The sequence below is a fragment of the Streptomyces sp. NPDC096040 genome (genome assembly GCF_040303265.1).
Lineage (GTDB): Bacteria > Actinomycetota > Actinomycetes > Streptomycetales > Streptomycetaceae > Streptomyces.
Genome location: NZ_JBEOTA010000001.1, coordinates 23,100 through 47,208, shown reverse-complemented (window position 1 = coordinate 47,208; position 24,109 = coordinate 23,100). Strand labels below are relative to the sequence as shown.

The following is a 24,109-nucleotide window of genomic DNA, read 5'->3' as shown; positions in this document are numbered from 1 at the left end:
CGCTCCCCCGATCACGCGGTCCGCCCGGTCCGGCGGTACGCCATCACAGCGTACGAACCGAACGCGAGCAGCCAAGCCGTCAGGACGACGATCGCGCCGAGTGCCGGGGTGTGCCCGTCGGCGACGGAGGTCCCGAGTTCGGCGAAGCGGTTGGTCGGGGTGTACTCCGAGACGGCGCGCAGCCAGCCGGGGAACAGGCTGATCGGGAACCAGAGGCCGCCGATCACGGCGAGCCCCAGGTTGCAGGCCATGTTCGCCACGCCGGTGGTCTGGGAGGTCAGGCCGTAGCCGTTGGCGAGGCCGAGCAGGGTGAAGGGGATCGAGCCCAGCCACAGCAGCAGCGCGATCGCCGCCCACTGCCAGGCGTCCAGCCGTACCCCGTTGACCAGGCCGCCCGCCGCGAGCACCGCGAGGATCGCGGGCAGTACGGTCACCGAGCCGGTCAGCGCCCGGCCGAGGACGACCTGGCGCGGGGTCATCGGGGTCACCCGGAGCTGCCGCAGCCAGCCGATCGCCCGGTCCTCGGCGACCCCGCCGCCGGTGTTGAGGGCCGAGCCGACCGCGCCGTAGGCGGCCATGCCGACCATGGCCTGGGTCCGGTAGCCGCTGTCGTCGCCGCCGAGGTTGGTGAACAGCAGGTACATCATCACGGGCAGCGCGACCCCGCCGATGACGAAGCCGACGTCGCGCAGGGTCCGGCGTACTTCGAGGCGCAGGTAGTCGAGCATCAGACGGTCTCCGTCTCGGGGGCGGTGCGGGCGGGGGAGGTGTCGTTCGGGGTCGCCGGGGTGGCTTCGGGGTGCGGGGGGCCGGACATCACGCCGTCTCCGGTTCGCGGGCGGGACGTCAGGGCCAGAAACGCGTCGTCGAGGGAGGCGGGGGTGACCTCGAGGCCGCGGATCGCGTTCCGGGCGGCGAGTGCGATCACGGTCGCGTCCGAGTCGTCGGTGCGCAGCAGCGCGCGGTCGCCGCGCACCTCGAGGGACCGTACGCCGGGCAGTCGGGAAAGGCCCTCGGTGGAGCGGCCCGCCAGGTCGAAGGAGACGAGGCTGCCGCCGGCCGCCCGCTTGAGCTGCTCGCCGGTGCCGTCCGCGACGATCCGGCCGCGGTCGATGACGAGGATGCGGTCGGCGTGCGTGTCCGCCTCCTCCAGGTAGTGCGTGGAGAAAAGGACGGTGTGCCCGCGCCGGGCGAAGGCCCGCATCGAGTGCCAGAACGCGTGCCGTGCCTCCACGTCCAGGGCGGCGGTCGGCTCGTCCAGGACGATCAGCGAGGGGTTCCCGGCCAGTGCCACGGCGAACCGCACGCGCTGGGTCTGCCCGCCCGACAGGCGGTCCACCCGCCGGCCGGCCAGCTCACCGATACCGGCCAGTTCCAGGGCCTGCGTGACGGGCATCGGCATCGGATAGCGCCGGGCCACGAAGGCGACCAGCTCGCCGACGGTGACCCGGGGTACCGCCCGTGCCTCCTGGAGCATCGCTCCGACCAGCCCGTTCCGTACGGCCTTCGCCGGCTGCAGGCCGAACAGTTCGACCGTGCCGGCGTCGGGCGTGTTCAGCCCGAGCAGCAGTGAGATCGTCGTCGACTTGCCCGCGCCGTTGCGGCCGAGCAGTGCGACCGTCTCACCGCGCCCGATCTCCAGGTCCACCCCGTCCACGGCGCGCACCGCGCCGAAGGTCTTGACCGCCCCCGCGAAGGACACGGCACGCTCTGCCCGGCCCGCTGTCCCACCTGTCTGTGTCATGACTACGACGCTACGAACCCGAGCCCCCGGCGCGGCAGATGCGCCTGTACGGACTCGGGCAGGACAAATGTCACCGGTCGGTGAATCGACAGCAGACCTGACACAGTGTCAGGAGCCTTCACAACTGCCGGGTGCTGGGCTATACAAGGGGCGCCGGACTGGAACGCGTTCTAGGTCGGCCCGTGACGACCTCGGTGCGGCCGACGGTGCGGACGGCCGTGCCGGGGTCTTGAGACACCTCAGGAGCCGTATGCCCATCGACGCAGCCAAGGCCCTCGCCGCCGAACCCCGGTCCGGGGAGATCCGCTGGGACCGCCGGGACGTCCAGCTCTACCACCTCGGCATCGGCGCGGGCCGCCCCGCGACCGATCCCGACGAGCTGCGCTACACCCTGGAGACCCGGCTGCATGTGCTGCCCAGCTTCGCCACCGTCGCGGGCGCCGGCTCGCCCGGGGTGATCGGCGGACTGTCCATGCCCGGCGTCGACGTCGACCTCGCCAAGGTGCTGCACGGCGGCCAGTCCCTCACCCTGTACCGCCCCATCCCGGCCGAGGGCACGGCCACCGCCACCGGCCGGATCGCCGCCGTGTACGACAAGGGCAAGGCGGCCGTCCTGGTGATGCGCACCGAGGTCGCGGACGCCGACGGCCCGCTGTGGACCAACGACGCACAGATCTTCGTACGAGGGGAGGGCGGCTGGGGCGGCGACCGCGGCCCCTCCACCCGGCTTGCCCCGCCCGACGGCGAGCCGGACCGGACCGTCGAGCGCCGGATCCGTGAGGACCAGGCCCTGCTCTACCGCCTCTCCGGCGACTACAACCCGTTGCACGCCGACCCGGAGTTCGCCAAGCTCGCCGGCTTCGACCGGCCCATCCTGCACGGGCTGTGCACCTATGGCATGACGCTCAAGGCGGTCGTGGACACCCTGCTCGGCGGGGACGTGAGCAGGGTGCGCTCGTACACCACCCGGTTCGCGGGCGTGGTGTACCCGGGGGAGACGCTCCGGATCCGCATGTGGCACACATCGGAGTCCACCCGGGTCGCCGTGAGCGCTGCCGAGCGGGAGGACGCGCCCGTCCTCGCCGACACGATCGTCGAACACTCCTGATCAAGCTTGAGCCAGCTTGGTCCCGTACGCAGTTGAGGGGAGAGCCGCACCATGCGCGCAGCCGTACTGCAGGAGACAGGCCAGGAGAAGCTGGAGGTCCTCGACGACGTCGAGGCGGTCGGGTTCGGCCCCGGCAGGGTGAGGATACGGGTGCGCGCCACCGGGCTGTGCCACTCGGACCTGTCGGCGATGAACGGGGTGCTGCCGCAGCCGGCCCCGTTCGTGCCGGGCCACGAGGGCGCGGGCGAGGTCCTGGAGGTGGGGGAGGGCGTCACCCGGGTGAAACCGGGCGACCGGGTGGTCGTCTGCTGGCTGCCGGCCTGCGGCGAGTGCCCCGCCTGCCAACGCGGACAGACGGAGCTGTGCCTGGCCGGGTTCATGAACGCCGGCACCCCCAACTTCAAGCGCCACGGCGGGGATGTCTTCGGCTTCGCGGGCACCGGCACCTTCGCCGAGGAGGTCGTGGTCGACGCCGGGTGCGCGGTGCCGATCCCGGACGACGTGCCCTTCGACATCGCCGCGCTGATCGGCTGCGGGGTGACCACCGGGCTCGGCGCGGCCCTCAACACGGCCGACGTGGAGGCCGGTTCGTCGGTCGCCGTGATCGGGTGCGGAGGGGTCGGGATCTCGGCGATCCAGGGGGCACGGCTCAAGGGGGCGGCCGAGATCGTCGCCGTCGACCCGGTCGCGTCCCGGCGCGAGTCCGCGCTCAGGTTCGGGGCGACGAAGGCGGTCCCGCCCGACGAACTGCCCGGCGCCAAACAGGAGGTCACCGGCGGCGAGGGCTTCGACTACGTCTTCGAGGTCGTCGGCAGGTCCGCCACCGCCCGCACGGCGTACGAGAACACCCGGCGCGGCGGCACCCTCGTGGTCGTCGGCGCCGGCGCCATGGACGACTTCCTCCAGCTCAACATGTTCGAGCTGTTCTTCGACGAGAAGCGGATCCTGCCGTCCATGTACGGCGGCGGGGACGTGGTCCGCTCCTACGAGCGCACGATCGCCCTCTGGCGGGCCGGCCGCGTCGACCTGGAGGGCCTGATCACCCACCGGGTGCCGCTGGCGGAGATCAACGAGGCCCTGGACCAGATGCGCACCGGCACCGCGCTGCGCACCTGCATAGAGCTCTGAGGGGCCGCCGTATGTCCGAGAGGTCAGTGTCGGAGACGTCAGGGTCGGAGAAACCGCTGTCGGAGAAACCGCTGTCGGAGAGGCCGCTGTCGGATAAGCCGCTCGAAGGGCTCAGTGCGATCGTCACCGGCGCGGGCCGGGGGCTCGGCCGGGCCGAGGCACTCGAACTGGCCCGGCTGGGCGCGGCCGTCGTCGTCAACGACTTCGGTCAGCCGGGCCGGGACGGTTCGGGCAAGGCCTCCACCGGTCCCGCCGAACAGGTCGCCGAGGAGATCCGCGCGGAGGGCGGCCAGGCGGTCGCTCACAGCGGGGATGTCGCCGACTTCTCACAAGCGCGAGACCTTCTCACGCTCGCGACGACCCATTACGGCAAGTTGGACATCCTCGTCAACAACGCCGGCATCCTGCGTGACCGCATGGTCTTCTCCATGACCGAGGACGAGTGGGACTCGGTGATCCGGGTCCACCTCAAGGGCCACTTCAACACCATCCACTTCGCGGCCGCGCACTGGCGGGAGAGGTCCAAGGCGGCGGGAGGCCGGAAGGTCTACGGCCGGATCGTCAACACCTCCTCCGAGGCCTTCCTCGCCGGTTCCGCGGGCCAGCCCAACTACGCGGCCGCGAAAGGCGGCATCGTCGGCCTGACCACCTCCACCGCCCTCGCCCTCGCCAAGTACGGCGTGACCGCCAACGTGATCTGCCCGCGCGCCCGCACCCGGATGACCGAGGACGTCTTCGCCGGGTTCGAGCGGCCCACCGAGGGCCTGGACCCGCTCGCCCCCGAACATGTCGCCCCGCTCGTCGGCTACTTGGCGTCCCCGGCTGCCGAGCGGATCAACGGTCAACTGCTGGTCGTCCACGGAGGCATGGTCGCGATCGTCGAACGGCCGCGGGTCCAGGCGAAGTTCGACAGCAAGCAGGACACCTTCAGCTACGACGAACTCGACGCCCTGCTCACCCCGCACTACGCGGACCGGCCGCCGGGGGAGACCTTCGCGGCGGCGGAGGTGCTGGGGCTGAAGCGGCAGTAGGACGACACACAACACGCCACAAACGACAGCGGCCCCACATCGAAGGCGACAAACGACAGCGGCCCCGCCCCGGAAGGGCGGAGCCGCTGTCGTACGTACCGTCAGGCCGCCGACTCGACCGGCTCCGGCTTGCGGTGCCGGCCGCTCGGGGCCGACTCGCTGTCCTGGGCCGAGACCTCACCACGGTGTTTGCCGTGGCCATCCGTCTCCTGAAGGCCGGCGGACAGCTGCTCGTACGTGCTGGCGTCGCTCATCGGAAGAATTCACCCCGTCAACATGATCTTTCTAACAGCGCGGCGAGTGTAACCGGCCCACCACGGGGCGAATCCAGGCGGCCACGCCGACCGCTGCCACTTCGTTACAAGCCACCTCTACTTCGTTACAGCCGCCCCAGCGGAGCCTGTTGCAAGGGCACCGGCCGGGCCACGACAGGCTCCGGAGGGTCCGGTACCGCCGACTCCCCGGGCGTACCCGACGTACCCGACGCCCCGGCAGCCGTGCCGTCCCGAACCGGATCCCCCGGGCCCGCGTCCCCCGGCCCCCCGCGCTCCCCCGAACCCCCCGTCGAACCCCCCGTCTCCCCCCAGGACACCGCGACCGCCGCCACACCGCACGGGACCTCCCCCGTGGCGTACGGCAGCCGCAGCACCCCGTCCCGCGTCCACAACCCGGCGCCGGCCAACCACCCTTGCGGCGCCGGGAGATGGCACACCCCGCGTTCCCTCGGCCGCCAGGCGCCCACCCAGCTGCCGAGCGGACCGTCGATCCGCAGCGCCACCCCGCAGCTCTCCGGCATCAGCACCAGCCCCGGCTGGATCGCGAACGGCGTCACCACGCACTCCGCCGGCCGCAGGCTCTCCGGGAAACGCACCGGCAGCGTGCTGCCGAGGACACCCCAGCCCAACCGTTCCTGCCCGGGGGAGGGCGCGTCCGAGCCGACCAGGATCAGCCCGCTGTCCGGGTCGGCGAGCAGCAGCCGGTCGTCGCTGTCCGCCGCGATCTGCAGCAGCGGCGACACCTCGCCGCCCCGCCCCAGGTCGACCACGACCGCCTTGGTCCGCCCGCCCAGCTCCCGGTCCACGGCCAGCATCCGCCCGTCCCGGTCCAGCCAGATCCCGCCCGAACAGCGCCCCGGGACCACCGCGAGCCGCTCCGGCCCGAACGCCCCGCCCGCCACCAGCCACACGGTGGAGGAGCGCGGCTCCACGGCGAGCGCGTACGCCCGCACACCTCCCGGCGCGGGCGGCAGCAGTCGTAGCGAAGCACCCGGATCCGGGCACTCCACGGCGCCCAGCGGTAGCTCGCCGGTGCCGGGTCCGGTCGGATAGAGCAGGGCGAAGTGGTGGCGGCCGTCCACCAGCCGGTGGATGAGCACCCGCCCATCACCCATCGGCTGCACCTCCGTGCCCGGCTCCTCGGGCTGGTTGCCGGGCAGCGGCACGGCGTACGGCTCGGGGCCGTCCAGCGTCCACCGCTCCGGGAACCAGGAACCCTCCCGCTGGGCCAGCCGGGCCGCGTACGCCCCGTCCGCCGTGATGGTGCAGCCCGCTCTCGGCGCGCTGTCGTCCTCGTCCGCAGCCGAGGGTTCGATCGCACAGATCGTCATCGCTCGGTCACCTCCAGCCACGAAGCTAGTTTTCGCACGCACAGACGGGGGACCGGCTGCCCACGTCTTCACACATACGGGTGCACACTCGGCGATTCGCCTGAGGAAACGGGGACGGGTGTGCTGCGCGCAGCCTCCCGTGGGCGAGCAGGTACAGCCCCGCGGAACAGGCAGGTAGCCTTTCCTCGTGCCCCGTCTTTCAGAAGTCATCGCCGCGCTGGAGAGCCTGTGGCCCGCCGAGCGGGCCGAGTCCTGGGACGCGGTGGGCACCGTCGTGGGCGACCCCGGGCAGGAGGTCACCCGGGTCCTCTTCGCTGTCGACCCCGTGCAGGACATCGTCGACGAGGCGGTGAAGCTGGGCGCCGACCTGCTGGTCACCCATCACCCCCTCTATCTGCGCGGTACGACGACGGTCGCGGCGACCCACTTCAAGGGCCGGGTGGTCCACACCCTCATCAAGAACGACATCGCGCTGCACGTCGCCCACACCAACGCCGACACCGCCGACCCGGGCGTCTCCGACGCGCTCGCGGGGGCTCTGGACCTGAGGGTGGTACGACCCCTCGTCCCGGACCCCACCGACCCGGAGGGCCGCCGGGGCCTGGGCCGCGTCTGCGAACTGGACCACCCGGTGACCGTCCGCGACCTCGCCGAACGGGCTGCCGCCCGGCTGCCCGCCACCGCGCAGGGCATCCGCGTCGCCGGCGACCCCGAAGCCCTCGTCCGTACGATCGCCGTCAGCGGCGGCAGCGGCGACAGCCTCTTCGACGTCGTGCGCGCCGCCGGGGTGGACGCCTTCCTCACGGCGGACCTGCGCCACCACCCGGCCTCCGAAGCCGTGGCCCACAGTCCCCTCGCGCTGCTCGACGCGGCGCACTGGGCCACCGAATGGCCCTGGTGCGAGCTGGCCGCAGCCCAGCTCGACCAAATCTCCGACCGCCACGGCTGGGACCTTCGCGTGCACGTCTCCAAGACGGTCACCGACCCCTGGACCAGCCACTCACCGTCCCTTGGAGCCCCCAACTGAACGCCGCGCCCGCCGACCAGATCCGACTCCTCGACGTCCAGGCCCTGGACGTCCGCCTCCAGCAGCTGGCGCACAAGCGGAAGTCGCTGCCCGAACACGCCGAGATCGAGTCGCTGACGAAGGACCTCACCCAGCTGCGCGACCTGCTCGTGGCCGCGCAGACCGAGGAGAGCGACACCGCCCGCGAGCAGACCAAGGCCGAGCAGGACGTGGACCAGGTGCGCCAGCGCGCCGCCCGCGACCAGCAGCGCCTGGACTCCGGCGCGGTCACCTCCCCGAAGGACCTGGAGAACCTCCAGAAGGAGATCGTCTCCCTCGCCAAGCGCCAGGGCGACCTGGAGGACGTCGTCCTGGAGGTCATGGAACGCCGCGAGTCCGCGCAGGAGCGGGTCGCCGAACTGACCGAGCGGGTCGGTGCCGTCCAGGGCCGGATCGACGAGGCCACCGCCCGCCGGAACGCCGCCTCCGGGGAACTCGAGGCCGAGGCGGCCACGGTCACCAAGGAGCGCGAGGTCATCGCGGGCTCGGTCCCGGCGGACCTGCTGAAGCTCTACGACAAGCTGCGCGAGCAGCAGGGCGGCATCGGCGCGGCCAAGCTGTACGCCCGCAGCTGCCAGGGCTGCCGCCAGGAGCTCGCCATCACCGAGCTGAACGAGATCCGCGCCGCCGCGCCCGACACGGTGGTGCGCTGCGAGAACTGCCGCCGCATCCTGGTCCGCACGGCCGAGTCCGGCCTGTAGTCCGGACAGTAGTAAGGGGCTTACGTGGCAAGGGAGTTCATCGTCGAGGCGGACGGCGGCTCCCGGGGCAACCCGGGCCCCGCCGGCTACGGCGCGGTGGTCATCGACGCGGCGACCGGCGAGACGCTGGCGGAGGTCGCCGAGTACCTCGGCGTCACCACCAACAACGTCGCCGAGTACCGCGGCCTCGTCGCGGGCCTGCGCGCGGCGCACGACCTGGATCCGACCGCCGTCATCCACGTCCGCATGGACTCCAAGCTGGTCGTCGAGCAGATGACGGGCCGCTGGAAGATCAAGCACCCCAGCATGAAGCCGCTGGCGGCGGAGGCGGCACGGGTGTTCCCGGCGGGGCAGGTGACGTACGAGTGGATCCCACGGGAGCAGAACAAGCACGCCGACCGCCTGGCGAACGAGGCGATGGACGCGGGGAAGCGGGGCGGACAGTGGTCGGCTTCGGCGTCCACGGCGGAGCTTGACGTCAGGTCCGCGGCGGCTGCGGTGCCCCGTAAGGGGCGCGGGGCTGAGACATATGCGGCTCCGCCGCGTGGGCGCGACCAGCCCCCACCGGCTCGCACTGTGACGACTACCGAAGCCGTAGCCCCCGACACCCGCGCCGCGCGCAACGTAGCGGCGGCTCCTCAGCCAGCCTCCGGCTGGGCGTCGCCAGACATGGGCGCCCCCGCCACTCTCGTCCTCCTGCGCCACGGCGAGACCCCCCTCACCCCCCAGAAACGCTTCTCCGGCAGCGGCGGCACCGACCCCGCCCTCTCCGACGCCGGCCAGGAGCAGGCGCGGCGCGCCGCCGAGGCCCTCGCCCGGCGCGGCACGATCGAGGCGATCCTCGCCTCCCCGCTCACCCGCACCCGCCAGACCGCCGCCGCCGTGGCCGACCGCCTCGGTCTCGACGTCACGATCGAGGAGGGGCTCAAGGAGACGGGCTTCGGCGCCTGGGAGGGCCTCACCTTCGGCGAGGTCCGCGAGCGCTACCCGGACGACCTGAACGCCTGGCTCGCCGACCCGGAGGCCCACCCCACCGGCGGCGGCGAGAGCTTCGCCGAGACGGCGACGCGCGTCGCGGCCACCCGGGACAAGCTGGTCGCGGCCTACGCGGGCCGCACGGTCCTCCTGGTCACCCACGTCACGCCGATCAAGACGTTCGTGCGGCTCGCCCTCGGCGCCCCGGCGGAGTCCCTGTTCCGCATGGAACTGTCGGCGGCCTCCCTGTCGGCGGTGGCGTACTACGCGGACGGCAACGCGAGCGTACGGCTCTTCAACGACACGTCCCACCTGCGTCCCTGAGGGCCGCCGCCGCCCGCGCCAGCGACTCGACGCGGGCCCAGTCCCGGGCGGCCACGGCGTCCGCCGGGATCATCCAAGTGCCGCCCACGCAGCCGACGTTGGGGAGGGCGAGGTACTCCGGGGCGTTGTCCGCGCCTATCCCTCCGGTCGGGCAGAAGCGGGCCTGCGGGAGGGGGCCGGCGAGCGACCTCAGATACGCCGTGCCGCCGGCGGCCTGCGCCGGGAAGAACTTCATCTCCCGCACCCCGCGTTCGAGCAGCGCGACCACCTCCGAGGCGGTCGCCACGCCCGGCAGGAACGGCACCCCGGACGCCACCATCGCCCCCAGCAGCCCGTCCGTCCACCCCGGGCTCACCAGAAACCGCGCCCCGGCCGCCACGCACTCCGTGACCTGCCCGGGCGTCAGTACGGTCCCCGCCCCGACCACCGCGTCCGGCACCGTATCGGCGATCGCCCGGATCGCGTCGAGCGCGGCCGGGCTCCGCAGGGTCACCTCGATCGCGGGCAGCCCCCCGGCCACCAGCGCCCGCGCGAGCGGCACGGCATCGCCGGCGTCCTCGATCACGACGACGGGAACGACAGGGGCGAGGTCCAGCACGGAGGTGGGCATGGAGGTGGGCATGGCCGACATCCTGCCGGGGTGATGCGCACCGCGCAAAGAGTGTTGCGCATGCTGCAATGCACAGTGTCGCGCCTAGCGAACCTCCTCCACCAGCACGTCCAGCGCCCACGCCTGCCCAGCCTTCCCCGGCGCCACGGCCTCCACCTCGTACCCCAGGTCCCGCAAGGCCTCCACCAGCTCGCCCGGGCCACCCGGCGCGATCCCGGCGGCCAGCAGGCTCCGTACGATCCGCCCCTTCGTCGCCTTGTTGAAGTGGCTCACCACCTTGCGCGTCGGCGCATGCAGCACCCGCACGGTCGCCGTCCGCGAGGCCACCTCCCCCTTCGGCTTCCACGCGGCCGCGTACGCCGCCGACCGCAGATCCAGCACCAGCCCCGCCCCGGCCGCCTCCGGCAGCACCGCCGCCATCGGCTTCCGCCAGTGCGTCCCCAGCGCGCCGAGCCCAGGCAGCCTCACCCCCATCGAGCAGCGGTACGACGGGATCCGGTCCGTCACCCGGACCGCGCCCCACAGCCCCGAGAACACCAGCAGCGACCGCGCGGCCCGCCTCTTCGCGGCCGCGTCCAGAGAGGCCAGGCCGAGAGCGTCGTACAGCACCCCCGTGTAGATCTCCCCGGCCGGCCGCGCGCCCGCCGTCCGCAGCCCCGCGTTCTTGGCGACCTCACCGCGCAGCCCCTCGCTCAGCCCGAGGACCTCGCGCGCCTTCTCCTCGTCGCCGGCGCACAGGTCGACCAGCTCGGCGAGCACGGTCTCGCGCGCGTCCGCGAGCCCCGGCAGGGACAGCGACTCCGGCTTCAGCGGGGCACCACGGCCTGAGGACGCCTTGCCTTCCGAGGGCGGCAGCAGGACCAGCACACGTACTCCTCTTCACCATCAAGTCCACCATCGATTTCGTCATCGACGCTTGGCGCCAGCGTAAAGCGCCACAACGGCGCGATGTGACTACGCTCGTCGTATGCCCAGCCGCCACATCCGTGTCAAGGGCGCCCCCGAGGCCCCCCTCCGGGCCGCGCTCGCCGCGCTCCGGTCCGACCTCGGCGTACCGGACGCCTTCCGGCCCGAGGTGACCGCGGAGGCCGAGGGCGCCGCCAGATACCCGGCCGTGCCCGCCCACGACGCGACCGACCTCCCCTTCTTCACGATCGACCCGCCCACCGCCAACGACCTCGACCAGGCGATGCACCTCGCCCGGCACCACGGCGGCTACCGCGTCCGGTACGCCATCGCCGACGTCGCCGCCTTCGTCGTGCCCGGCGGCGCGCTGGACTCCGAGGCGCACCACCGCGTGAACACGCTCTACTTCCCGGACGAGCGGGTCCCGCTGCACCCCGCCGTACTGAGCGAGGGCGCGGCCAGCCTGCTCCCCGGCCAGACCTGCCCGGCCGTCCTGTGGACCATCGACCTGGACGAAGACGGCCGGATGCTGACCGCCGACGTCCGCCGGTCCCTCGTCCGCAGCCGGGCCAAGCTGGACTACGCGGACGTGCAGCAGCACATCGACGACGGGACCGCCGAGGAACCCCTCGCCCTGCTCAAGGAGATCGGCGAGGCACGCGAGCGGCTGGAGGTGGAGCGCGGCGGCATCTCGCTCAACGTGCCGGAGCAGGAGATCGTCGAGTACGACCACACCTACCAGCTCAGCTACCGGGCCCCGCTGGCCGCCGAGGCCTGGAACGCCCAGATCTCCCTGCTCACCGGCATGGCCGCCGCCGACCTGATGCTGGCCCACGGCACCGGCGTACTGCGCACCCTGCCCACCGCCCCCGACGGCGCGGTGGCGCGACTGCGCCGAACCGCGACCGCCCTGCACATCGACTGGCCGCACCATGTCTCGTACGCCGCGCTGATCCGCTCCCTGAACCCCCGCCGCCCCCGCCACGCGGCCTTCCTCCAGGAGTGCACCACGCTGCTGCGCGGCGCCGGCTACACCGTCTTCCGGGACGGCGTGCTGCCCGCGGTCACCACCCACGCGGCCGTGGCCGCCCCCTACGCCCACTGCACCGCGCCCCTGCGCCGCCTGGCCGACCGCTACGCCTCGGAGCTGTGCCTGGCGGCGGCGGCCGGCGAGACCCCGCCCGACTGGGTGCTGATGGCGTTGCACCTGCTCCCCAAGGAGATGGCCGAGGGCTCGCGGCGCGCGGGCACGGTGGAGCGGGAGTGCGTCGACATCGTCGAGGCGGCCCTGCTCAAGGACCGGGTCGGGGAGGTCTTCGACGGCTACGTGGTGGAGGTCGAGGAGCGTCAACCGACCGTGGGACGCGTGCAGCTGCAGTCGCCCGCCGTCATAGGCCGGATCGAGGACGGCGAGCGTCTTCCGCTGGGCGAACGGCTGAGGGTCCGGCTGACCCAGGCCGACCCGGGGACGACGAAGGTGCGGTTCGCTCGCGCTTGAGCAGTCGTACGAGACCGGTGGCGTCGTCGGCGTGGAACCGCACGACGCTCACCTCGCGTCGGCGACCCAGCAGCGTGAAGTGGGTGACGTGCGCGGCCGGTTCGAGGGTCACCGGGCGCGGATGGGAGCGGCGTTCGACACGCTGGAGCGGATGGGGCATGGAACCGGTGCCTGAAGGCGTTGCACCCTCAGCGCACAGGGGGGTGCCGAAGGTGGCGGAACAAGCACGGTGGACGAGGGCTCGGCTGGGCAGCTGCGGGCCGCCGCTGGACCTGCTGACGGCGCATTTCGAACGCCACATCTACGCCCCGCACGCACACGCCGAGTTCACCATCGGGGTGTGCGTGGGTGGCTCCGAGGTGATCGACTACCGGGGCGGCCGCGTCTACAACGGTCCCGGCTCGATCGTCGTCCTGGCGCCGGGCGAAATGCACACGGGACGCCCGGCCACCACGACCGACGGCTACGCCTACCGTGCCCTGTACGCGGACTCGTCCCTGTTGGCGGAGGGCACCCTGGGTTTCGGCACACCGCACTTCCGCGACCCGGTACTGGACGACCCGGAACTGGCCGCCGCCTTGCGCCAGGCCCACACCGACCTGGCTGCCTCCCCCGACCCACTGGAAGCGGAATCCCGCCTCCCCTGGCTGCTGACGGCCCTGTCCCGCCGCCACTCCACGGCCCGCCCGGCGAGGGACCACGTCCCCGGTGCTCAGCGAATATCCCTCCAGGTCCGAGACCGACTGGCCGACGAACTCACGGCCCCACCCTCACTCTCCGCCCTGGCCGCCGACCTGGGTCTCTCCCGCTACCAGCTCCTCAGGGCCTTCCGTACGACGATGGGCGTCCCGCCGTACGCCTGGCTGGCCCAGTACCGGGTGACCCGGGCCCGCGCCCTCCTGGACTCGGGCCTGCGCCCGGCGGAGGTGGCGACACTGGTGGGCTTCGCCGACCAGGCTCACCTCACCCGCTGGTTCCGCCGGGTGCTGGGGGTGACCCCGGCGGCGTACCGCAACAGCGTTCAAGACGCGGCACGGTCATGACACCGATGCTGTGCGCATGACTGCACGAGGCTGGCTTCTCTTCTCCCTCATGGGAGTGATCTGGGGCATCCCCTATCTGATGATCAAGGTGGCGGTGGACGAGGTGTCCCCGTCGACGGTGGTCTTCGCCCGCTGCGGCGTGGGCGCCCTACTGCTGCTCCCCCTGGCGATCCGCCAGGGTCACCTCCTGGGTGTGCTCCGCACCCACTGGCGCCCGATGCTGGCCTTCGCGTGCATAGAGATCATGGGCCCGTGGTTCACGCTGACCGACGCGGAACGCCACCTGTCCAGTTCGACGGCCGGCCTGCTGATCGCGGGCGTACCGATCGTGGGCGTGGTGGCGGCGAGGTACTTCGGCGGGGAGCGGGAGCACCTGGGCGCACGGCGGGTGGCGGGCCTCCTGATCGGCCTGGCCGGCGTGGGCGTCCTCACGATCCCCCACCTGACCGGCGGCGACGCCCGTTCCCTCGGCGAGGTCCTGCTGACGGTGATCGGCTACGCGACAGCACCCTTGATAGCGGCCCGCCGCTTGAAAGACGTCCCGACCCTGCAGCTCATAGCCCCGTGCCTGACCCTGGCGACCCTGGTCTACGCCCCCGCGGCGGCGGCCACCTGGCCCACGTCGATGCCGTCGACGAACGTCCTGCTCTCCCTCCTGGCCCTGGGCGTCCTCTGCACGGCGGTGGCGTTCGTAGCGTTCCTGGAGCTGATCAAGGAGATAGGCCCGACCCGCTCCACGGTGATCACGTACGTCAATCCGGCGGTGGCGGTGGCGGCCGGGGCCCTGTTCCTGAGCGAGCGCTTCACTCCGGGCATCGCGGTCTCGTTCGCGTTGATCCTGGCGGGGTCGGTGCTGGCGACGATGGCCTCGGCACCGAAGGGGTCCACACGCCCGGTAACATGGTCGACACGGCAGACGAGCCGGGCGGACGGCCGCGTGGAGTCCCCTTAGGGGGCTTCCCGAGGAACGTCCGGGCTCCACAGGGCAGGGTGGTGGCTAACGGCCACCCGGGGTGACCCGCGGGACAGTGCCACAGAAAGCAAACCGCCGGGGACCTCGGTCCTCGGTAAGGGTGAAACGGTGGTGTAAGAGACCACCAGTGCCCAGGGTGACCTGGGCAGCTAGGTAAACCCCACCCGGAGCAAGGTCAAGAGGGGACACCCCGGTGTCCCTGCGTGGACGCCCGAGGGCTGCCCGCCCGAGTCCACGGGTAGACCGCACGAGGCCGGTGGCAACACCGGCCCTAGATGGATGGCCGTCACCCCGGCTCCCGCGAGGGACCGGGGAACAGAACCCGGCGTACAGCCCGACTCGTCTGCCGCTCTTCATTTTCGCAGGTCAGAGATCATGTTTACTGGCTAAACAAACTCTCGAAGTCGAACCCGGGCCGAATTCGCCACATCGGGTAGGACGTCCGTCGCAGCGGACGGCCACGGCCACCGCCGGCAGCTGATGGGGTGCGGTCACGGGAGCCCCGGGGCTCCAAGACGGTCGATCCGCCGTCGGGTCGAGTGTCGGTGAGCTCAGGCCTCGGCGGAGGACTCGGCCAGGACCTCTGATGCGACGCCGCCCACAACGTCGCTCGCCCGCTTCTCCGGGACGCCTGCCGCGATCAGGGTGGCCATGGCGATCCGCGTTCCGTCGTCCTCCCATGCGCCTGTGTTGACGCTCTCCAGCAGGGAGACGGTCAGAGCTTCCAACCCGGCGCTGAGCACCGCCGGCGGCAGGTGATCGTGGAACACACCGTCCCGTTGCCCTCGTTCCAGTACGGCCGTGACTGCCTGGCGGGCCGGCGCCAGCACCTCGGACACCCGCTCCGTTCCCAGGTCCCGCCGCGCCAGCGCCAGCAGCAGGCGGTAACGGTCTCCCACGGGCCACATGGAAAGGACGAACCGCGCGAGCGCACGCTCGGGCGCATCCGTCGAGTCCGACCTCTCCGGCACATTGCCCCGCACAGCCGCGGACGCCTCATCGGACAGAGCGTCCAGGAGGGCTGCGCGCCCCGGAAAGTGACCGAAGAGCGTCCGGCGCACCACACCGGCGGCCTGCGCGATCTCCTCCAGGGTAACGTCCGGGTTCCGGCCGAGCTCCCGCCGCGCCACCTCCAGGATGCGTGCCCGGTTGGAACGCGAATTGCGCCTCAAGGGCTCGCGGGCCACTGGCTTGGACACGGAATCAACCTCAACGGATCAATACGGCATTCGGACGGCACGCCCATTCTGGCACGCAGTGGCCGTCCCGTCCCCGACCCGATCTTCCTCTGTCTGGGCCGTCAGTTCCGTGGCGCGGCAGGCGGACCCTGTTTTCAGGAGAGGGTGTTCGGCTGAGAGGACTCCGCCGGTGACAGTGGCACCCCGAAGCCGGGCCATGGGTCACGTCGGCCTCGTACGGGTCCAAAGATCAGGAGTGCAGGAGAGCGGGCAGCAGCGCGTCGTCGACGAGTCGCTTGAGGTAGTCGGTATCGGTGACCCGGCCCTCGAAGACGGCCGGCTCGTGGCCGCGGCCAGTCGCATGGACGGGAGGAAGTCCGCGGCTGTCGGCCTCCCGGGCAGTTCGCCGCGTGCGACCGCTCGCTCGATGAAGCCGTTCACGTAGGAAGCCTCGGGCTCGATCAGCGCAGCGGCTTCAGCGCTGGGGTGCCGGCTGCGTCCCGGTCTCGGCGTCCTGGGAGGTGCGGAGCCGTTCTTCGAGGTTCTTGCCTTCGATGTCGAGGGCGGGGAAGGACCGTTGCCCGGCCTCGCGGAGACGAGGCCGGGCAGGATCCGCGGTGATCCGTAGCGGGTCACTGAGTGGAGTCGACGTACTCCTCGTCCCGGTCGGCCTCCGCCGCCACGGGCTCCTCGTGGCGGTGCCGGCCGGCGGCCCGACGGGTGGGCAGGACCAGCAGGACGACAACGGTTCCGGCGGCCATGATGATGCCGCCGACGAGGCTGGTGTGGGCGACGGCGTGGGCGAAGGACTCGTGGACCGCGGCGACCAGGGTCTGGGCCTGCTGGGCCCCGCCGTGGGGGTTCTTCGCGACCTGCTCGGCGACCGCCAGGCCGCCGCCCACCGAGTCCTTGGCGGTGTCCATCGCGGCGGCCGGGAGGTGGCCGCCTATCAGGTCGGTCAGCTTGTCCTTGTAGGACGTGGAGAGGAGCGAACCGAGGATGGCGATGCCCAGGGAGGCGCCCAGCTCAAGCGCGGTGTCGTTGGCACCGCCGCCGACGCCCAGCTCCGACTCGGGGAAGGAGCCCATGATGGTGTCGGTGGCCGGTGACAGGCTCAGGCCGATCGCGAAGCCGAGCATCAGCAGCGGCGCCAGGAAGTCGGTGTACGTCGAGCCCGACTCGATCCGCGTGAGCAGGAACACGCCCGCGGTGCCGATCAGCATGCCGGTGCCCACCATCAGCTTCACCCCCAGCTTCGGAGCGACTCGCCCGGTCACCGCGGCGCCGACGAAGACGGCTCCGGCCAGCGGCAGCAGTCGTACGCCGGTCTCCAGCGCGTTGTAGCCGAGGACGAACTGCAGGAACTGGGTGGCGTAGTAGATCGCGCCGAAGGTGCCGAAGAAGAAGAACAGCACCGCGAGCATGGAGCCGCTGAAGGGGCGCTCGGTGAACTTGCGCACGTTCAGCATGGGGTGGGGGTGGCGAAGCTCCCAGGCGACGAAGGCCGGCAGGCCGACACCGGCGACCACGGCCGCGGTGATGGGGCCGACGCCCCAGCCGAAGTGCGGGCCCTCGATGGTCGCGTAGACCAGGGAGGCGACGGTGACGATGGAGAGCAGACCGCCGACGTAGTCGATGCCGCCCATCTTCTCCGCCTTCGACGGCGGCACCAGGAGCAGTGCGCCGACGACGCCGACGACGGCGATGGGGACGTTCATCAGGAAGGTCGAGCCCCAGGCGTGGCTCTCCAGCAGCCAGCCGGCGGCCAGCGGGCCGGCCGCGATGGCGAGTCCGGAGGTGGCGCTCCAGGCCGTGATGGCCTTGGCGCGCTCCGCGCTCGGGAAGATCGCGACGAGCAGGGACAGCGTGGCCGGCATGACGACGGCGGCGCCGACGCCCATGATCGCGCGGGCGGTGATGACGAGGTCGGTCTGGTGGACCAGGCCGCCCATCACCGAGCCGCCCGTGAAGATCAGCAGGCCGAGGACCAGCGCTCCGCGGCGGCTGTACTTGTCGCCGATCGAGCCCAGCACGAGCATCAGCGCGGCATACGGGACCGTGTAGCCGTCGATGACCCACTGCAGGTCACTGCTGGACAGGCCCAGGTCCTTGGTCATGTCCGGTGCGGCCACGATCAGGGACGAGTTCGCCATGACCACGATCAGCAGGCTCAGGCACAGCACCAGCAGAGCCCACCAACGCCGTGGATAGGGACCCGTCATCTTCTCGGCGGGCGTGTTGACAAAGAGCGGCATCGAAAGCTCCTCAGGGCGAAGCGGCAAGTTCAAGGGGTGGTGGGTCGGCAGGAACCGTGTGGGTGCGACCACAGCGCCGCGGGCTTTAATTTGCCCAATGATGTGCAGATTAGTTTATTGCCCATCGATGTGCAAGTATCGATTCACCCTCCCACCCGTCGACCGGAGGTCCGACATGACCGATCCACGCATCACCGGTGGGCGCCGCCAGACACAGCTGACCAGCGGCGAGACAGGAACTCGGCCGCGATCCCGACAGCAGCCTCAGCCACATCGCCGAGGCCGCCGGCGTGGTGCGTCGTACCGTCTACGACCATTTCGCCGGACGGGCCGCGCTGGTCGAGGGGCTCGTCGCGGAGGCCGCGGAGACGCTACGACGAGCGCTGGCGGCCGTGACGATCCCGGACCCTGACGCCATCACCGCCATGGCACGCTTCGTCCTGGCCCTGTGGCCTGTCGGGGACCGCTATCGCACGCTGCTGAGATTGGCGCCCCAGGACCTGGGGGCGGAACGCGTGAACGAAGTCCTCGCCCCCGCCCGCGACATGGCGGCCGCGATCATCGAGCAGGGGCAGCGCCAGGGCGTCTTCCAGACCAGCGTCCCGCCCGGGCCGCTCAGCCGGGCACTCGAAGGGCACTTGCTGGCGCTCCTGGAGTGCGTGAACGCCGGGACCTGGCGCGACGACGGCACGCGCGCGGCGACCGCCGCCCTGATCGCGGTGGGGGCGGACGGCGACCTCGCCGTCACACAGGTCCGTCGACTCAGCCGTCCCGAGCGCGTCGGCGCGTAGGCGCTCCGCTCAGGTGGGGTGCATTACCCGCGGGTCCGTCGTGGCTGGTCGCGCAGTTCCCCGCGCCCCTTCGGGGTGCTGCCGAATGAAAGGTCAGACTGCCGCTTGCCGGCGACGTGACCGTGAGTACCGCCGTCTCGGCGGCCACCGGCAACCGCATCGCCTTCAACGACCTCCGCGTCGCTCAGGGCGAGATTCCCGCCCCTGTGCAGGATCTGCTGGAGAACGCCTTCGACAAGCCCCTCCCCGTGAAGAACGTCCCCGAGGGTTTGCGCCTGCGGACGATCAACGCCACGGACCGCGGAATCAGCGCCCGCCTTACCGGCCACACGGTCACGTTCCGCCCCGGCTCGTCCGCGGCCTGACGTCCCTGAGATCTCTGACAGCCACGGGGACGCACGCGAAGGCGCTCGGAGCGGGGGCAAGCTCCGAGGGCCGCCTGCGGGGGCGTCAGTCGCGTCCCACCGGCGACGGAGCGAGCCGGGGGAAGAGCCCTTCCGCGCTGCCGCGCCACACCGACTCCCGCTGATCGCGCGTCAGGACGTCGCTGCCGGCCAGAGCTTGGGCCAGGCCGTGGAGGGCCCAGTCGGGTGTGTACGGGTAGTCGCTTCCGTAGAGGATGTGGTCCGCGTCCGTCAGGGTCAGCAGTGCGGGCAGTTGGCGCGGCAGGGGGAGGCCGGCCACGTCGTAGTACAGCCCACGAAGGGCGCCGAGGACATCGACGGGCGGATCCTGGGTGGCGACCGCGAACGCGCCGATGCGGTCGGCGAGGACCGGGAGCGCGGCGCCGGCGTGCGGGACGACGAAGCGTATGGCGGGATACCGGTCGAGAACGCCGTTCAGGACCAGGTTGGCCACGGCACGGGTGGTCTCGAACGGGAACTCCAGCATCGGGCGCGGGCGCCCCAGGCTGGTCGCCTCCCAGCACGGCGGCGAGGTCGGGTGCAGGAAGACGACCGCGCAGTAGCGGTCGAGTTCGGCCATGAGCGGCTCGTAGTACGGGTCGCCGAGGTGGCGGCCGGCGTACGAGGTCAACAGGGTGATGCCGTCGGCGCCCAGATCCTCGATCGCGTACCGGGTCTCGGCGAGCGCGTCGGACAGGTCCGGCAGCGGGAGGGAGGCCAGCAGCCCGAAGCGGCCGGGGTGGTCTCGGACGACGGCCGCGCCCTCGTCGTTGACCGCGCGGGCCAGTTCCCGGGCGGCGGTGTCGTCCCCGTAGTGCACACCGGGTGAGGACACCGACAGCAGGGCGGCGGCGATACCTGTCCGGTCCATCATGGCCAGCGCCGCTTCCGGGCTCCAGTCGGGAACGGCGGGCATGCCGTCGGGCTGTCCGTGGCCCGCCGCCTCCATCGCGGCGCGCAGCCGTGGGGTGAGGAAATGGGCGTGCACGTCGATGGCTCCGCGGAGCGGCGGCCCTGCGGGTTCGGTGTCGGCCGGTTGTGTCATGCGGGGTTCCTCCGGGCCCGGCGTTCGGCGCCCAGGCGGGCGTAGTGGTCGATGAGGTCCGGGTCGTCCACGGCTCCGGGGTTGACCACCTGGTCGGCCGGGGCGCCCTGGAGCAGGCGTTTGACGGGGACTTCGAGCTTCTTGCCGGTGCGGGTGTGCGGGATGGCGGGCACGGCGATGATCTCGTCGGGGACGTGGCGGGGTGAGGCGCCGGTGCGGATGGCGTCGCGGATCCTGCCGGTGAGGGCGTCGTCGAGGACCGCGCCGTCGGCGAGGACCACGAACAGGGGCATCCAGTAGCCGCCGTCGGGTTCCTCGGCGCCGATGACGAGGGCTTCGGTGATCTCGGGGAGGCGTTCGACCACGTCGTGGATGTCGGCGCTGCCGAGCCGTACGCCGTTGCGGTTGAGGGTGGAGTCGGAGCGGCCGTGCACGATCACCGAGCCGTGGGAGGTGAGGGTGATCCAGTCGCCGTGTCGCCATACGCCGGGGTAGGTGGAGAAGTACGCGTCGTGGTAGCGGCTGCCGTCGGGGTCGTTCCAGAAGTACAGCGGCATGGACGGCATGGGTCGGGTGACGACGAGTTCACCGACCTGGTCGACGACCGGGTTGCCGTCGGAGTCGTACGCGGCCAGGGCGACGCCCAGGTTGGGCGCGGACAGCTCCCCGGCCCAGACGGGGGTGGTGCCGGCGCTGCCGGCGAAGCCGCCGACGATGTCCGTGCCGCCGCTGGTGGACGCGAGCTGGACGTGCGTGCCGACGTGGTCGCGGACCCAGGGGTAGGCGGAGGCGGGGAGGGCGGAGCCGGTGCAGCCGACGGCGCGGATCGACGAGAGGTCGTGGACGGATGGGTCGATGCCGAACTTGGCCATGCCGAGCAGGTATTGGGGGCTGGTGCCGAAGACGGTGACGCGGTGGCGGGCGGCCAGCTCCCACAGCACGTCCGGGCGCGCGAAGGGCGCCGGACTGCCGTCGTACGTACACGTGGTCGCGCCGGTCAGCAGCGTGGAGACCACCAGGTTCCACATCATCCAGTGGGTGGTGGTGTACCAGAGCAGGCGGTCGCCGGGGCCGAGGTCGGACTGCAGGCCGAGGGTCTTGAGGTGTTCCAGCAGGACGCCGCCGTGGCCGTGCACGATGCCTTTGGGCAGGCCGGTGGTGCCGGAGGAGAACACGACCCAGAGCGGGTGGTCGAACGGCACCGGCGTGCAGTGCAGCTGCTCGGCGCGGGTGGCCGCGTCCTCCCACGGCATGACCAGGGAGGGGTAGGCCCCCGAGGGCCAGGGCAGGCCGACACGGTTGATGAGCACGGTGGCCTTCAACGTCGGCAGCGCGCGGGCCAGGTCGAGGGCCGCCTCGCGGCGGTCGTGCGTGGTGCCGTTGAACAGGTAGCCGTCCGCGGCGATCAGTACGGTGGGCTCCAGCTGGGCGAAGCGGTCGGCGGCGGCCCGCGGCGCGTAGTCCTGGCCGCACACCGACCACACTGCGCCGAGGCTGGCGGCGGCGAGGAAGGCGACGATCGCGTGCGGGGTGTTGGGCAGGTAGCCGACGACCCGGTCGCCCCGGCCGACGCCCAGGTCGCGCAGGGTGGCGGCGACGGACGCCACCTGGGTGCGCAGCCCGTCCCCGGTCACCTCGTAGCCGGATCCGGTCTCGTCCAGCGCGACGATCGCCGGCGCGTCGGCGGGCAGGTGACGCAGGGCGTGGTGGGCGTAGTTGAGAGTGGCGCCGGTGAACCAGCGGGCGCCGGGCATCGTCTCCTCGGCCAGCACCCGCTCGTACGGGGTGGCCGCCTCGATCTCGAAGTACTCCCACACGGCGCCCCAGAAGCCCTCGAGGTCGGTGACCGACCAGTCGTGCAGGGTGGCGTAGTCGGTGTGGTCGTACGACGCGTCCACAGCGCGATGGCGGCTGAGCCAGCGGCCGAAGTCGGCGATGCGGGAGTCCGCCGCCGAGGCGGGGTCGGGCTTCCAGAACGGCTCGGCCCGCGAGGTGCCGTACGGGGTGGTCATCGGATGGTGCTCCTCAACTGTGCGGCCGGGGCCGTCTGTTCGGTCAGTGGGACGGGGCGCCGTGCCGTGCACAGCAGGGGGGCCCAGGAGGGTGAGCCCGGGAGGCGGCTCGCGTCGCCGCCCGCCGGGACGGCGTCCAGGACGACGTGGTCGGGTCGCAGCAGGACGGCGTCGGCGCGGCCGGCGCGCAGCCAGGCGGCCAGGGTGCCGTCGTCGGCGACGGCCGTGTCCCCCGGCCGTGCGCTTTCGCCGGTCAGGTGGAGGACGCGGGCGCCCAGGGCGTCGGCGAGGGCCCGCAGCGAGGGGGTCGGCGGTACGGCGGTCAGGACGGCGAAGGAGTCACCGAGCGCCTCGTCGAGACGCACTCGCCAACCGTCGACCATGACCCAGGGCTGCGGACACAGGGTGCCGGCCAGGCGGTTGCCGCCCGGTCGGCCCCGGTGCACCAGTGGGCCCGGGGTCAGGGCGGGGCTGAGGGCGTGCTCGGCGAGGTACGAGGAGAGACCGGGGATGCGGTAGGTGGCGCCCAGCACTCCGCGGCGCAGCGCGGCGGTCCGGTCCTGGCCGCCGGTCATGGCCCAGCCCATCGCGACCGCGAGGCGGATCATCTGCCGGGCGTGCGGCTTGCGCTCGCTCTGGTAGCTGTCCAACAGCCTGTCATCGGCACCGCCTTGAAGGACCCGGGCGAGCTTCCAGGTGAGGTTGTGCGCGTCGCGCATGCCCGAGCACAGCCCCTGCCCGATGAAGGGAGGGGTGAGGTGGGCGGCGTCGCCGAGCAGGAAGACCCGGCCCTGGCGCCACCGGTCGGCGACAAGGGCCCGAAAGGTGTACTGCGTCTGCCGGATCACCGCGAAGTCGCCGGTGTCGTCGCCGAGCGGCACCTCCATCCACGGGGCCAGCAGCTCGCGCAGGCGTTCCCGCCCGTCCGGCCCGTCGAGGGTCTCGCCCTCGGGCAGCCGGAACTCCCAGCGGTAGCGGTCCTCGCCGACGCGCATGAACGTCCCGGGCCGGTCGGGATCGCAGATCTGTTCCACGCCCTCCCAGGTGCGCACCGGTCGGCTGGTGCGCACGTCGAGGACAGTCCAGCGCTCCTCGAAGTGCAGGTCCTCCCATACCGCGCCGATGGCGTCGCGGGTGAGACCGCCCGCGCCGTCGCAGCCGAGCACCGCCTCCGCCCACAGATGCTCCGTCTCCTCCTCGCCCTCCTGGTGCAGCGTGACCCGCACCCGGCCGGGGTCGTCACCGTCCACGTCCTGGTCGACGGCCAGGACCTCGACACCGCCGCGCAGCTCGCACTCCGGGTACCGGGCCAGGGCGTCGCGCAGCAGCCGTTCCAGCACGGGCTGGTCGAACAGCGTGGTCTGCGGGAAGCCGTGGTGTCCGTGCGGGTCGTCCCGCCGGAACTCGGCCATCACCCGGTGCCGGGCATCCAGCAGCCGCAGGCCGTTGGCGGGGCGGCCGATGGCGGCGAACTCATCGTGGACGCCGACCGCCTGCAGGATCCGGCGCACCTCGTCGTCCATGGCCACCGCGCGGGGCATGGGGTAGACGTCCCGATGGCGTTCCAGCAGGACCGTGCGCACACCCCGCCGGGCGAGCAGGATCGCCGCCGTGACGCCTACCGGGCCCGCCCCGACGATCACCACGGGTGCGGTGCCGGGGGCGGCGTGAGTCGTGCTCATGCGTGCCTCACCTCGCGTCCGCGACCGCG

22 protein-coding genes, 1 other RNA gene and 1 pseudogene are annotated in these 24,109 nt (G+C 72.1%); 13 read left to right on the top strand and 11 right to left on the bottom strand.

Annotated elements, in window-relative coordinates; genetic code table 11:
- Positions 1-11: 11 nt before the first annotated feature.
- Together ABTY98_RS00230 and ABTY98_RS00225 are read right to left on the bottom strand one after the other, a co-directional pair.
- Complete coding sequence (locus ABTY98_RS00230; protein ID WP_352218587.1) at positions 12-728, bottom strand: ABC transporter permease; 717 nt, start codon at positions 726-728, stop codon at positions 12-14.
- Entirely contained in the window at positions 728-1,744 is a 1,017-nt protein-coding gene (locus ABTY98_RS00225; RefSeq protein ID WP_352218586.1) for an ABC transporter ATP-binding protein, read from the bottom strand. Before ABTY98_RS00225 ends, ABTY98_RS00230 begins: the two co-directional genes overlap by 1 nt.
- A gap of 250 nt (positions 1,745-1,994) precedes the next feature.
- On the opposite strand from ABTY98_RS00225, the gene chsH3 reads away from it, so the two are divergent.
- From chsH3 to ABTY98_RS00210, 3 genes are read left to right on the top strand one after another with little or no spacing between them, the layout of a single operon-like run.
- Positions 1,995-2,852, top strand: coding sequence for an enoyl-CoA hydratase ChsH3 (gene chsH3 / locus ABTY98_RS00220; RefSeq protein WP_352218585.1), 858 nt, complete (start codon positions 1,995-1,997; stop codon positions 2,850-2,852).
- Positions 2,853-2,903: 51 nt separating this feature from the next.
- Positions 2,904-3,980: a Zn-dependent alcohol dehydrogenase gene (locus tag ABTY98_RS00215; RefSeq protein ID WP_352218584.1), complete on the top strand. Its 1,077-nt coding sequence runs from the start codon at positions 2,904-2,906 to the stop codon at positions 3,978-3,980.
- An 11-nt stretch (positions 3,981-3,991) separates the two neighbouring features.
- Positions 3,992-5,011 (top strand): 3-oxoacyl-ACP reductase, encoded by a 1,020-nt coding sequence (locus ABTY98_RS00210; RefSeq protein ID WP_352218583.1) that lies wholly within the window; start codon positions 3,992-3,994, stop codon positions 5,009-5,011.
- 101 nt (positions 5,012-5,112) lie between these two features.
- Here the strand turns inward: ABTY98_RS00210 and ABTY98_RS00205 are convergent, their stop codons facing one another.
- Both ABTY98_RS00205 and ABTY98_RS00200 read right to left on the bottom strand, forming a co-directional pair.
- The gene (locus tag ABTY98_RS00205) at positions 5,113-5,265 is read right to left on the bottom strand and encodes a hypothetical protein (protein ID WP_352218582.1); all 153 of its coding nucleotides are present in this window, start codon (positions 5,263-5,265) and stop codon (positions 5,113-5,115) included.
- 125 nt (positions 5,266-5,390) lie between these two features.
- Entirely contained in the window at positions 5,391-6,617 is a 1,227-nt protein-coding gene (locus ABTY98_RS00200) for a hypothetical protein (RefSeq protein WP_352218581.1), read from the bottom strand.
- Between the two features lie 187 nt (positions 6,618-6,804).
- Between ABTY98_RS00200 and ABTY98_RS00195 the strand changes: the two genes are divergently transcribed.
- From ABTY98_RS00195 to ABTY98_RS00185, 3 genes are read left to right on the top strand one after another with little or no spacing between them, the layout of a single operon-like run.
- The gene (locus ABTY98_RS00195; protein WP_352218580.1) at positions 6,805-7,644 is read left to right on the top strand and encodes a Nif3-like dinuclear metal center hexameric protein; all 840 of its coding nucleotides are present in this window, start codon (positions 6,805-6,807) and stop codon (positions 7,642-7,644) included.
- On the top strand, positions 7,641-8,384 hold the full coding sequence (locus ABTY98_RS00190) for a zinc ribbon domain-containing protein (protein WP_352218876.1): 744 nt from the start codon (positions 7,641-7,643) through the stop codon (positions 8,382-8,384). The genes ABTY98_RS00195 and ABTY98_RS00190 overlap by 4 nt, the downstream gene beginning before the upstream one ends.
- A gap of 24 nt (positions 8,385-8,408) precedes the next feature.
- Complete coding sequence (locus ABTY98_RS00185) at positions 8,409-9,683, top strand: bifunctional RNase H/acid phosphatase (protein WP_352218579.1); 1,275 nt, start codon at positions 8,409-8,411, stop codon at positions 9,681-9,683.
- Here ABTY98_RS00185 and eda read toward each other — a convergent pair.
- A complete protein-coding gene (gene eda / locus ABTY98_RS00180) occupies positions 9,655-10,305 on the bottom strand; it encodes a bifunctional 4-hydroxy-2-oxoglutarate aldolase/2-dehydro-3-deoxy-phosphogluconate aldolase (protein WP_352218578.1) in 651 nt (216 codons plus the stop codon). The genes ABTY98_RS00185 and eda overlap by 29 nt on opposite strands.
- A gap of 72 nt (positions 10,306-10,377) precedes the next feature.
- Positions 10,378-11,160: a peroxide stress protein YaaA gene (gene yaaA, locus ABTY98_RS00175; RefSeq protein WP_352218577.1), complete on the bottom strand. Its 783-nt coding sequence runs from the start codon at positions 11,158-11,160 to the stop codon at positions 10,378-10,380.
- A gap of 100 nt (positions 11,161-11,260) precedes the next feature.
- Between yaaA and ABTY98_RS00170 the strand changes: the two genes are divergently transcribed.
- The 5 genes and pseudogenes from ABTY98_RS00170 to rnpB all read left to right on the top strand — a co-directional run bounded on the left by ABTY98_RS00170 (position 11,261) and on the right by rnpB (position 15,059).
- A complete protein-coding gene (locus tag ABTY98_RS00170) occupies positions 11,261-12,697 on the top strand; it encodes an RNB domain-containing ribonuclease (RefSeq protein WP_352218576.1) in 1,437 nt (478 codons plus the stop codon).
- Between the two features lie 31 nt (positions 12,698-12,728).
- The gene (locus ABTY98_RS00165; RefSeq protein ID WP_352218575.1) at positions 12,729-12,872 is read left to right on the top strand and encodes a hypothetical protein; all 144 of its coding nucleotides are present in this window, start codon (positions 12,729-12,731) and stop codon (positions 12,870-12,872) included.
- Positions 12,856-13,740: an AraC family transcriptional regulator gene (locus ABTY98_RS00160; RefSeq protein WP_352218574.1), complete on the top strand. Its 885-nt coding sequence runs from the start codon at positions 12,856-12,858 to the stop codon at positions 13,738-13,740. The genes ABTY98_RS00165 and ABTY98_RS00160 overlap by 17 nt, the downstream gene beginning before the upstream one ends.
- A gap of 16 nt (positions 13,741-13,756) precedes the next feature.
- Positions 13,757-14,542, top strand: a pseudogene (locus ABTY98_RS00155) (DMT family transporter); the annotation flags it as partial.
- Positions 14,543-14,657: 115 nt separating this feature from the next.
- An RNA gene (gene rnpB, locus ABTY98_RS00150) (RNase P RNA component class A) lies at positions 14,658-15,059 on the top strand.
- A gap of 205 nt (positions 15,060-15,264) precedes the next feature.
- Here the strand turns inward: rnpB and ABTY98_RS00145 are convergent.
- Positions 15,265-15,912: a TetR/AcrR family transcriptional regulator gene (locus ABTY98_RS00145; RefSeq protein WP_352218573.1), complete on the bottom strand. Its 648-nt coding sequence runs from the start codon at positions 15,910-15,912 to the stop codon at positions 15,265-15,267.
- 611 nt (positions 15,913-16,523) lie between these two features.
- A complete protein-coding gene (locus ABTY98_RS00140; protein ID WP_352218572.1) occupies positions 16,524-18,146 on the bottom strand; it encodes an MFS transporter in 1,623 nt (540 codons plus the stop codon).
- Between the two features lie 290 nt (positions 18,147-18,436).
- On the opposite strand from ABTY98_RS00140, the gene ABTY98_RS00135 reads away from it, so the two are divergent.
- The gene (locus tag ABTY98_RS00135; RefSeq protein WP_352218571.1) at positions 18,437-18,937 is read left to right on the top strand and encodes a TetR/AcrR family transcriptional regulator; all 501 of its coding nucleotides are present in this window, start codon (positions 18,437-18,439) and stop codon (positions 18,935-18,937) included.
- A gap of 116 nt (positions 18,938-19,053) precedes the next feature.
- On the top strand, positions 19,054-19,302 hold the full coding sequence (locus ABTY98_RS00130; RefSeq protein WP_352218570.1) for a hypothetical protein: 249 nt from the start codon (positions 19,054-19,056) through the stop codon (positions 19,300-19,302).
- Between the two features lie 85 nt (positions 19,303-19,387).
- Here ABTY98_RS00130 and ABTY98_RS00125 read toward each other — a convergent pair whose 3' ends face one another.
- From ABTY98_RS00125 to mhpA, 3 genes are read right to left on the bottom strand one after another with little or no spacing between them, the layout of a single operon-like run.
- A complete protein-coding gene (locus tag ABTY98_RS00125) occupies positions 19,388-20,386 on the bottom strand; it encodes an amidohydrolase family protein (RefSeq protein WP_352218569.1) in 999 nt (332 codons plus the stop codon).
- Positions 20,383-22,398 (bottom strand): acetoacetate--CoA ligase, encoded by a 2,016-nt coding sequence (locus tag ABTY98_RS00120; protein WP_352218568.1) that lies wholly within the window; start codon positions 22,396-22,398, stop codon positions 20,383-20,385. The genes ABTY98_RS00125 and ABTY98_RS00120 overlap by 4 nt, the downstream gene beginning before the upstream one ends.
- Complete coding sequence (gene mhpA, locus ABTY98_RS00115) at positions 22,395-24,080, bottom strand: bifunctional 3-(3-hydroxy-phenyl)propionate/3-hydroxycinnamic acid hydroxylase MhpA (RefSeq protein WP_352218567.1); 1,686 nt, start codon at positions 24,078-24,080, stop codon at positions 22,395-22,397. The genes ABTY98_RS00120 and mhpA overlap by 4 nt, the downstream gene beginning before the upstream one ends.
- Between the last annotated feature and the right edge of the window lie 29 nt (positions 24,081-24,109).

What these genes read in the sequence shown, in the direction of transcription:
- ABTY98_RS00120 (WP_352218568.1), bottom strand. Translation starts at nt 22,398, where the DNA reads ATGACCACCCCGTACGGCACCTCGCGGGCCGAGCCGTTCTGGAAGCCC.
- ABTY98_RS00170 (WP_352218576.1), top strand. Translation starts at nt 11,261, where the DNA reads ATGCCCAGCCGCCACATCCGTGTCAAGGGCGCCCCCGAGGCCCCCCTC.
- ABTY98_RS00215 (WP_352218584.1), top strand. Translation starts at nt 2,904, where the DNA reads ATGCGCGCAGCCGTACTGCAGGAGACAGGCCAGGAGAAGCTGGAGGTC.
- ABTY98_RS00230 (WP_352218587.1), bottom strand. Translation starts at nt 728, where the DNA reads ATGCTCGACTACCTGCGCCTCGAAGTACGCCGGACCCTGCGCGACGTC.
- ABTY98_RS00125 (WP_352218569.1), bottom strand. Translation starts at nt 20,386, where the DNA reads ATGACACAACCGGCCGACACCGAACCCGCAGGGCCGCCGCTCCGCGGA.
- chsH3 (WP_352218585.1), top strand. Translation starts at nt 1,995, where the DNA reads ATGCCCATCGACGCAGCCAAGGCCCTCGCCGCCGAACCCCGGTCCGGG.
- ABTY98_RS00160 (WP_352218574.1), top strand. Translation starts at nt 12,856, where the DNA reads ATGGAACCGGTGCCTGAAGGCGTTGCACCCTCAGCGCACAGGGGGGTG.
- mhpA (WP_352218567.1), bottom strand. Translation starts at nt 24,080, where the DNA reads ATGAGCACGACTCACGCCGCCCCCGGCACCGCACCCGTGGTGATCGTC.
- ABTY98_RS00200 (WP_352218581.1), bottom strand. Translation starts at nt 6,617, where the DNA reads ATGACGATCTGTGCGATCGAACCCTCGGCTGCGGACGAGGACGACAGC.
- ABTY98_RS00225 (WP_352218586.1), bottom strand. Translation starts at nt 1,744, where the DNA reads ATGACACAGACAGGTGGGACAGCGGGCCGGGCAGAGCGTGCCGTGTCC.
- ABTY98_RS00210 (WP_352218583.1), top strand. Translation starts at nt 3,992, where the DNA reads ATGTCCGAGAGGTCAGTGTCGGAGACGTCAGGGTCGGAGAAACCGCTG.
- ABTY98_RS00205 (WP_352218582.1), bottom strand. Translation starts at nt 5,265, where the DNA reads ATGAGCGACGCCAGCACGTACGAGCAGCTGTCCGCCGGCCTTCAGGAG.
- ABTY98_RS00140 (WP_352218572.1), bottom strand. Translation starts at nt 18,146, where the DNA reads ATGCCGCTCTTTGTCAACACGCCCGCCGAGAAGATGACGGGTCCCTAT.
- eda (WP_352218578.1), bottom strand. Translation starts at nt 10,305, where the DNA reads ATGCCCACCTCCATGCCCACCTCCGTGCTGGACCTCGCCCCTGTCGTT.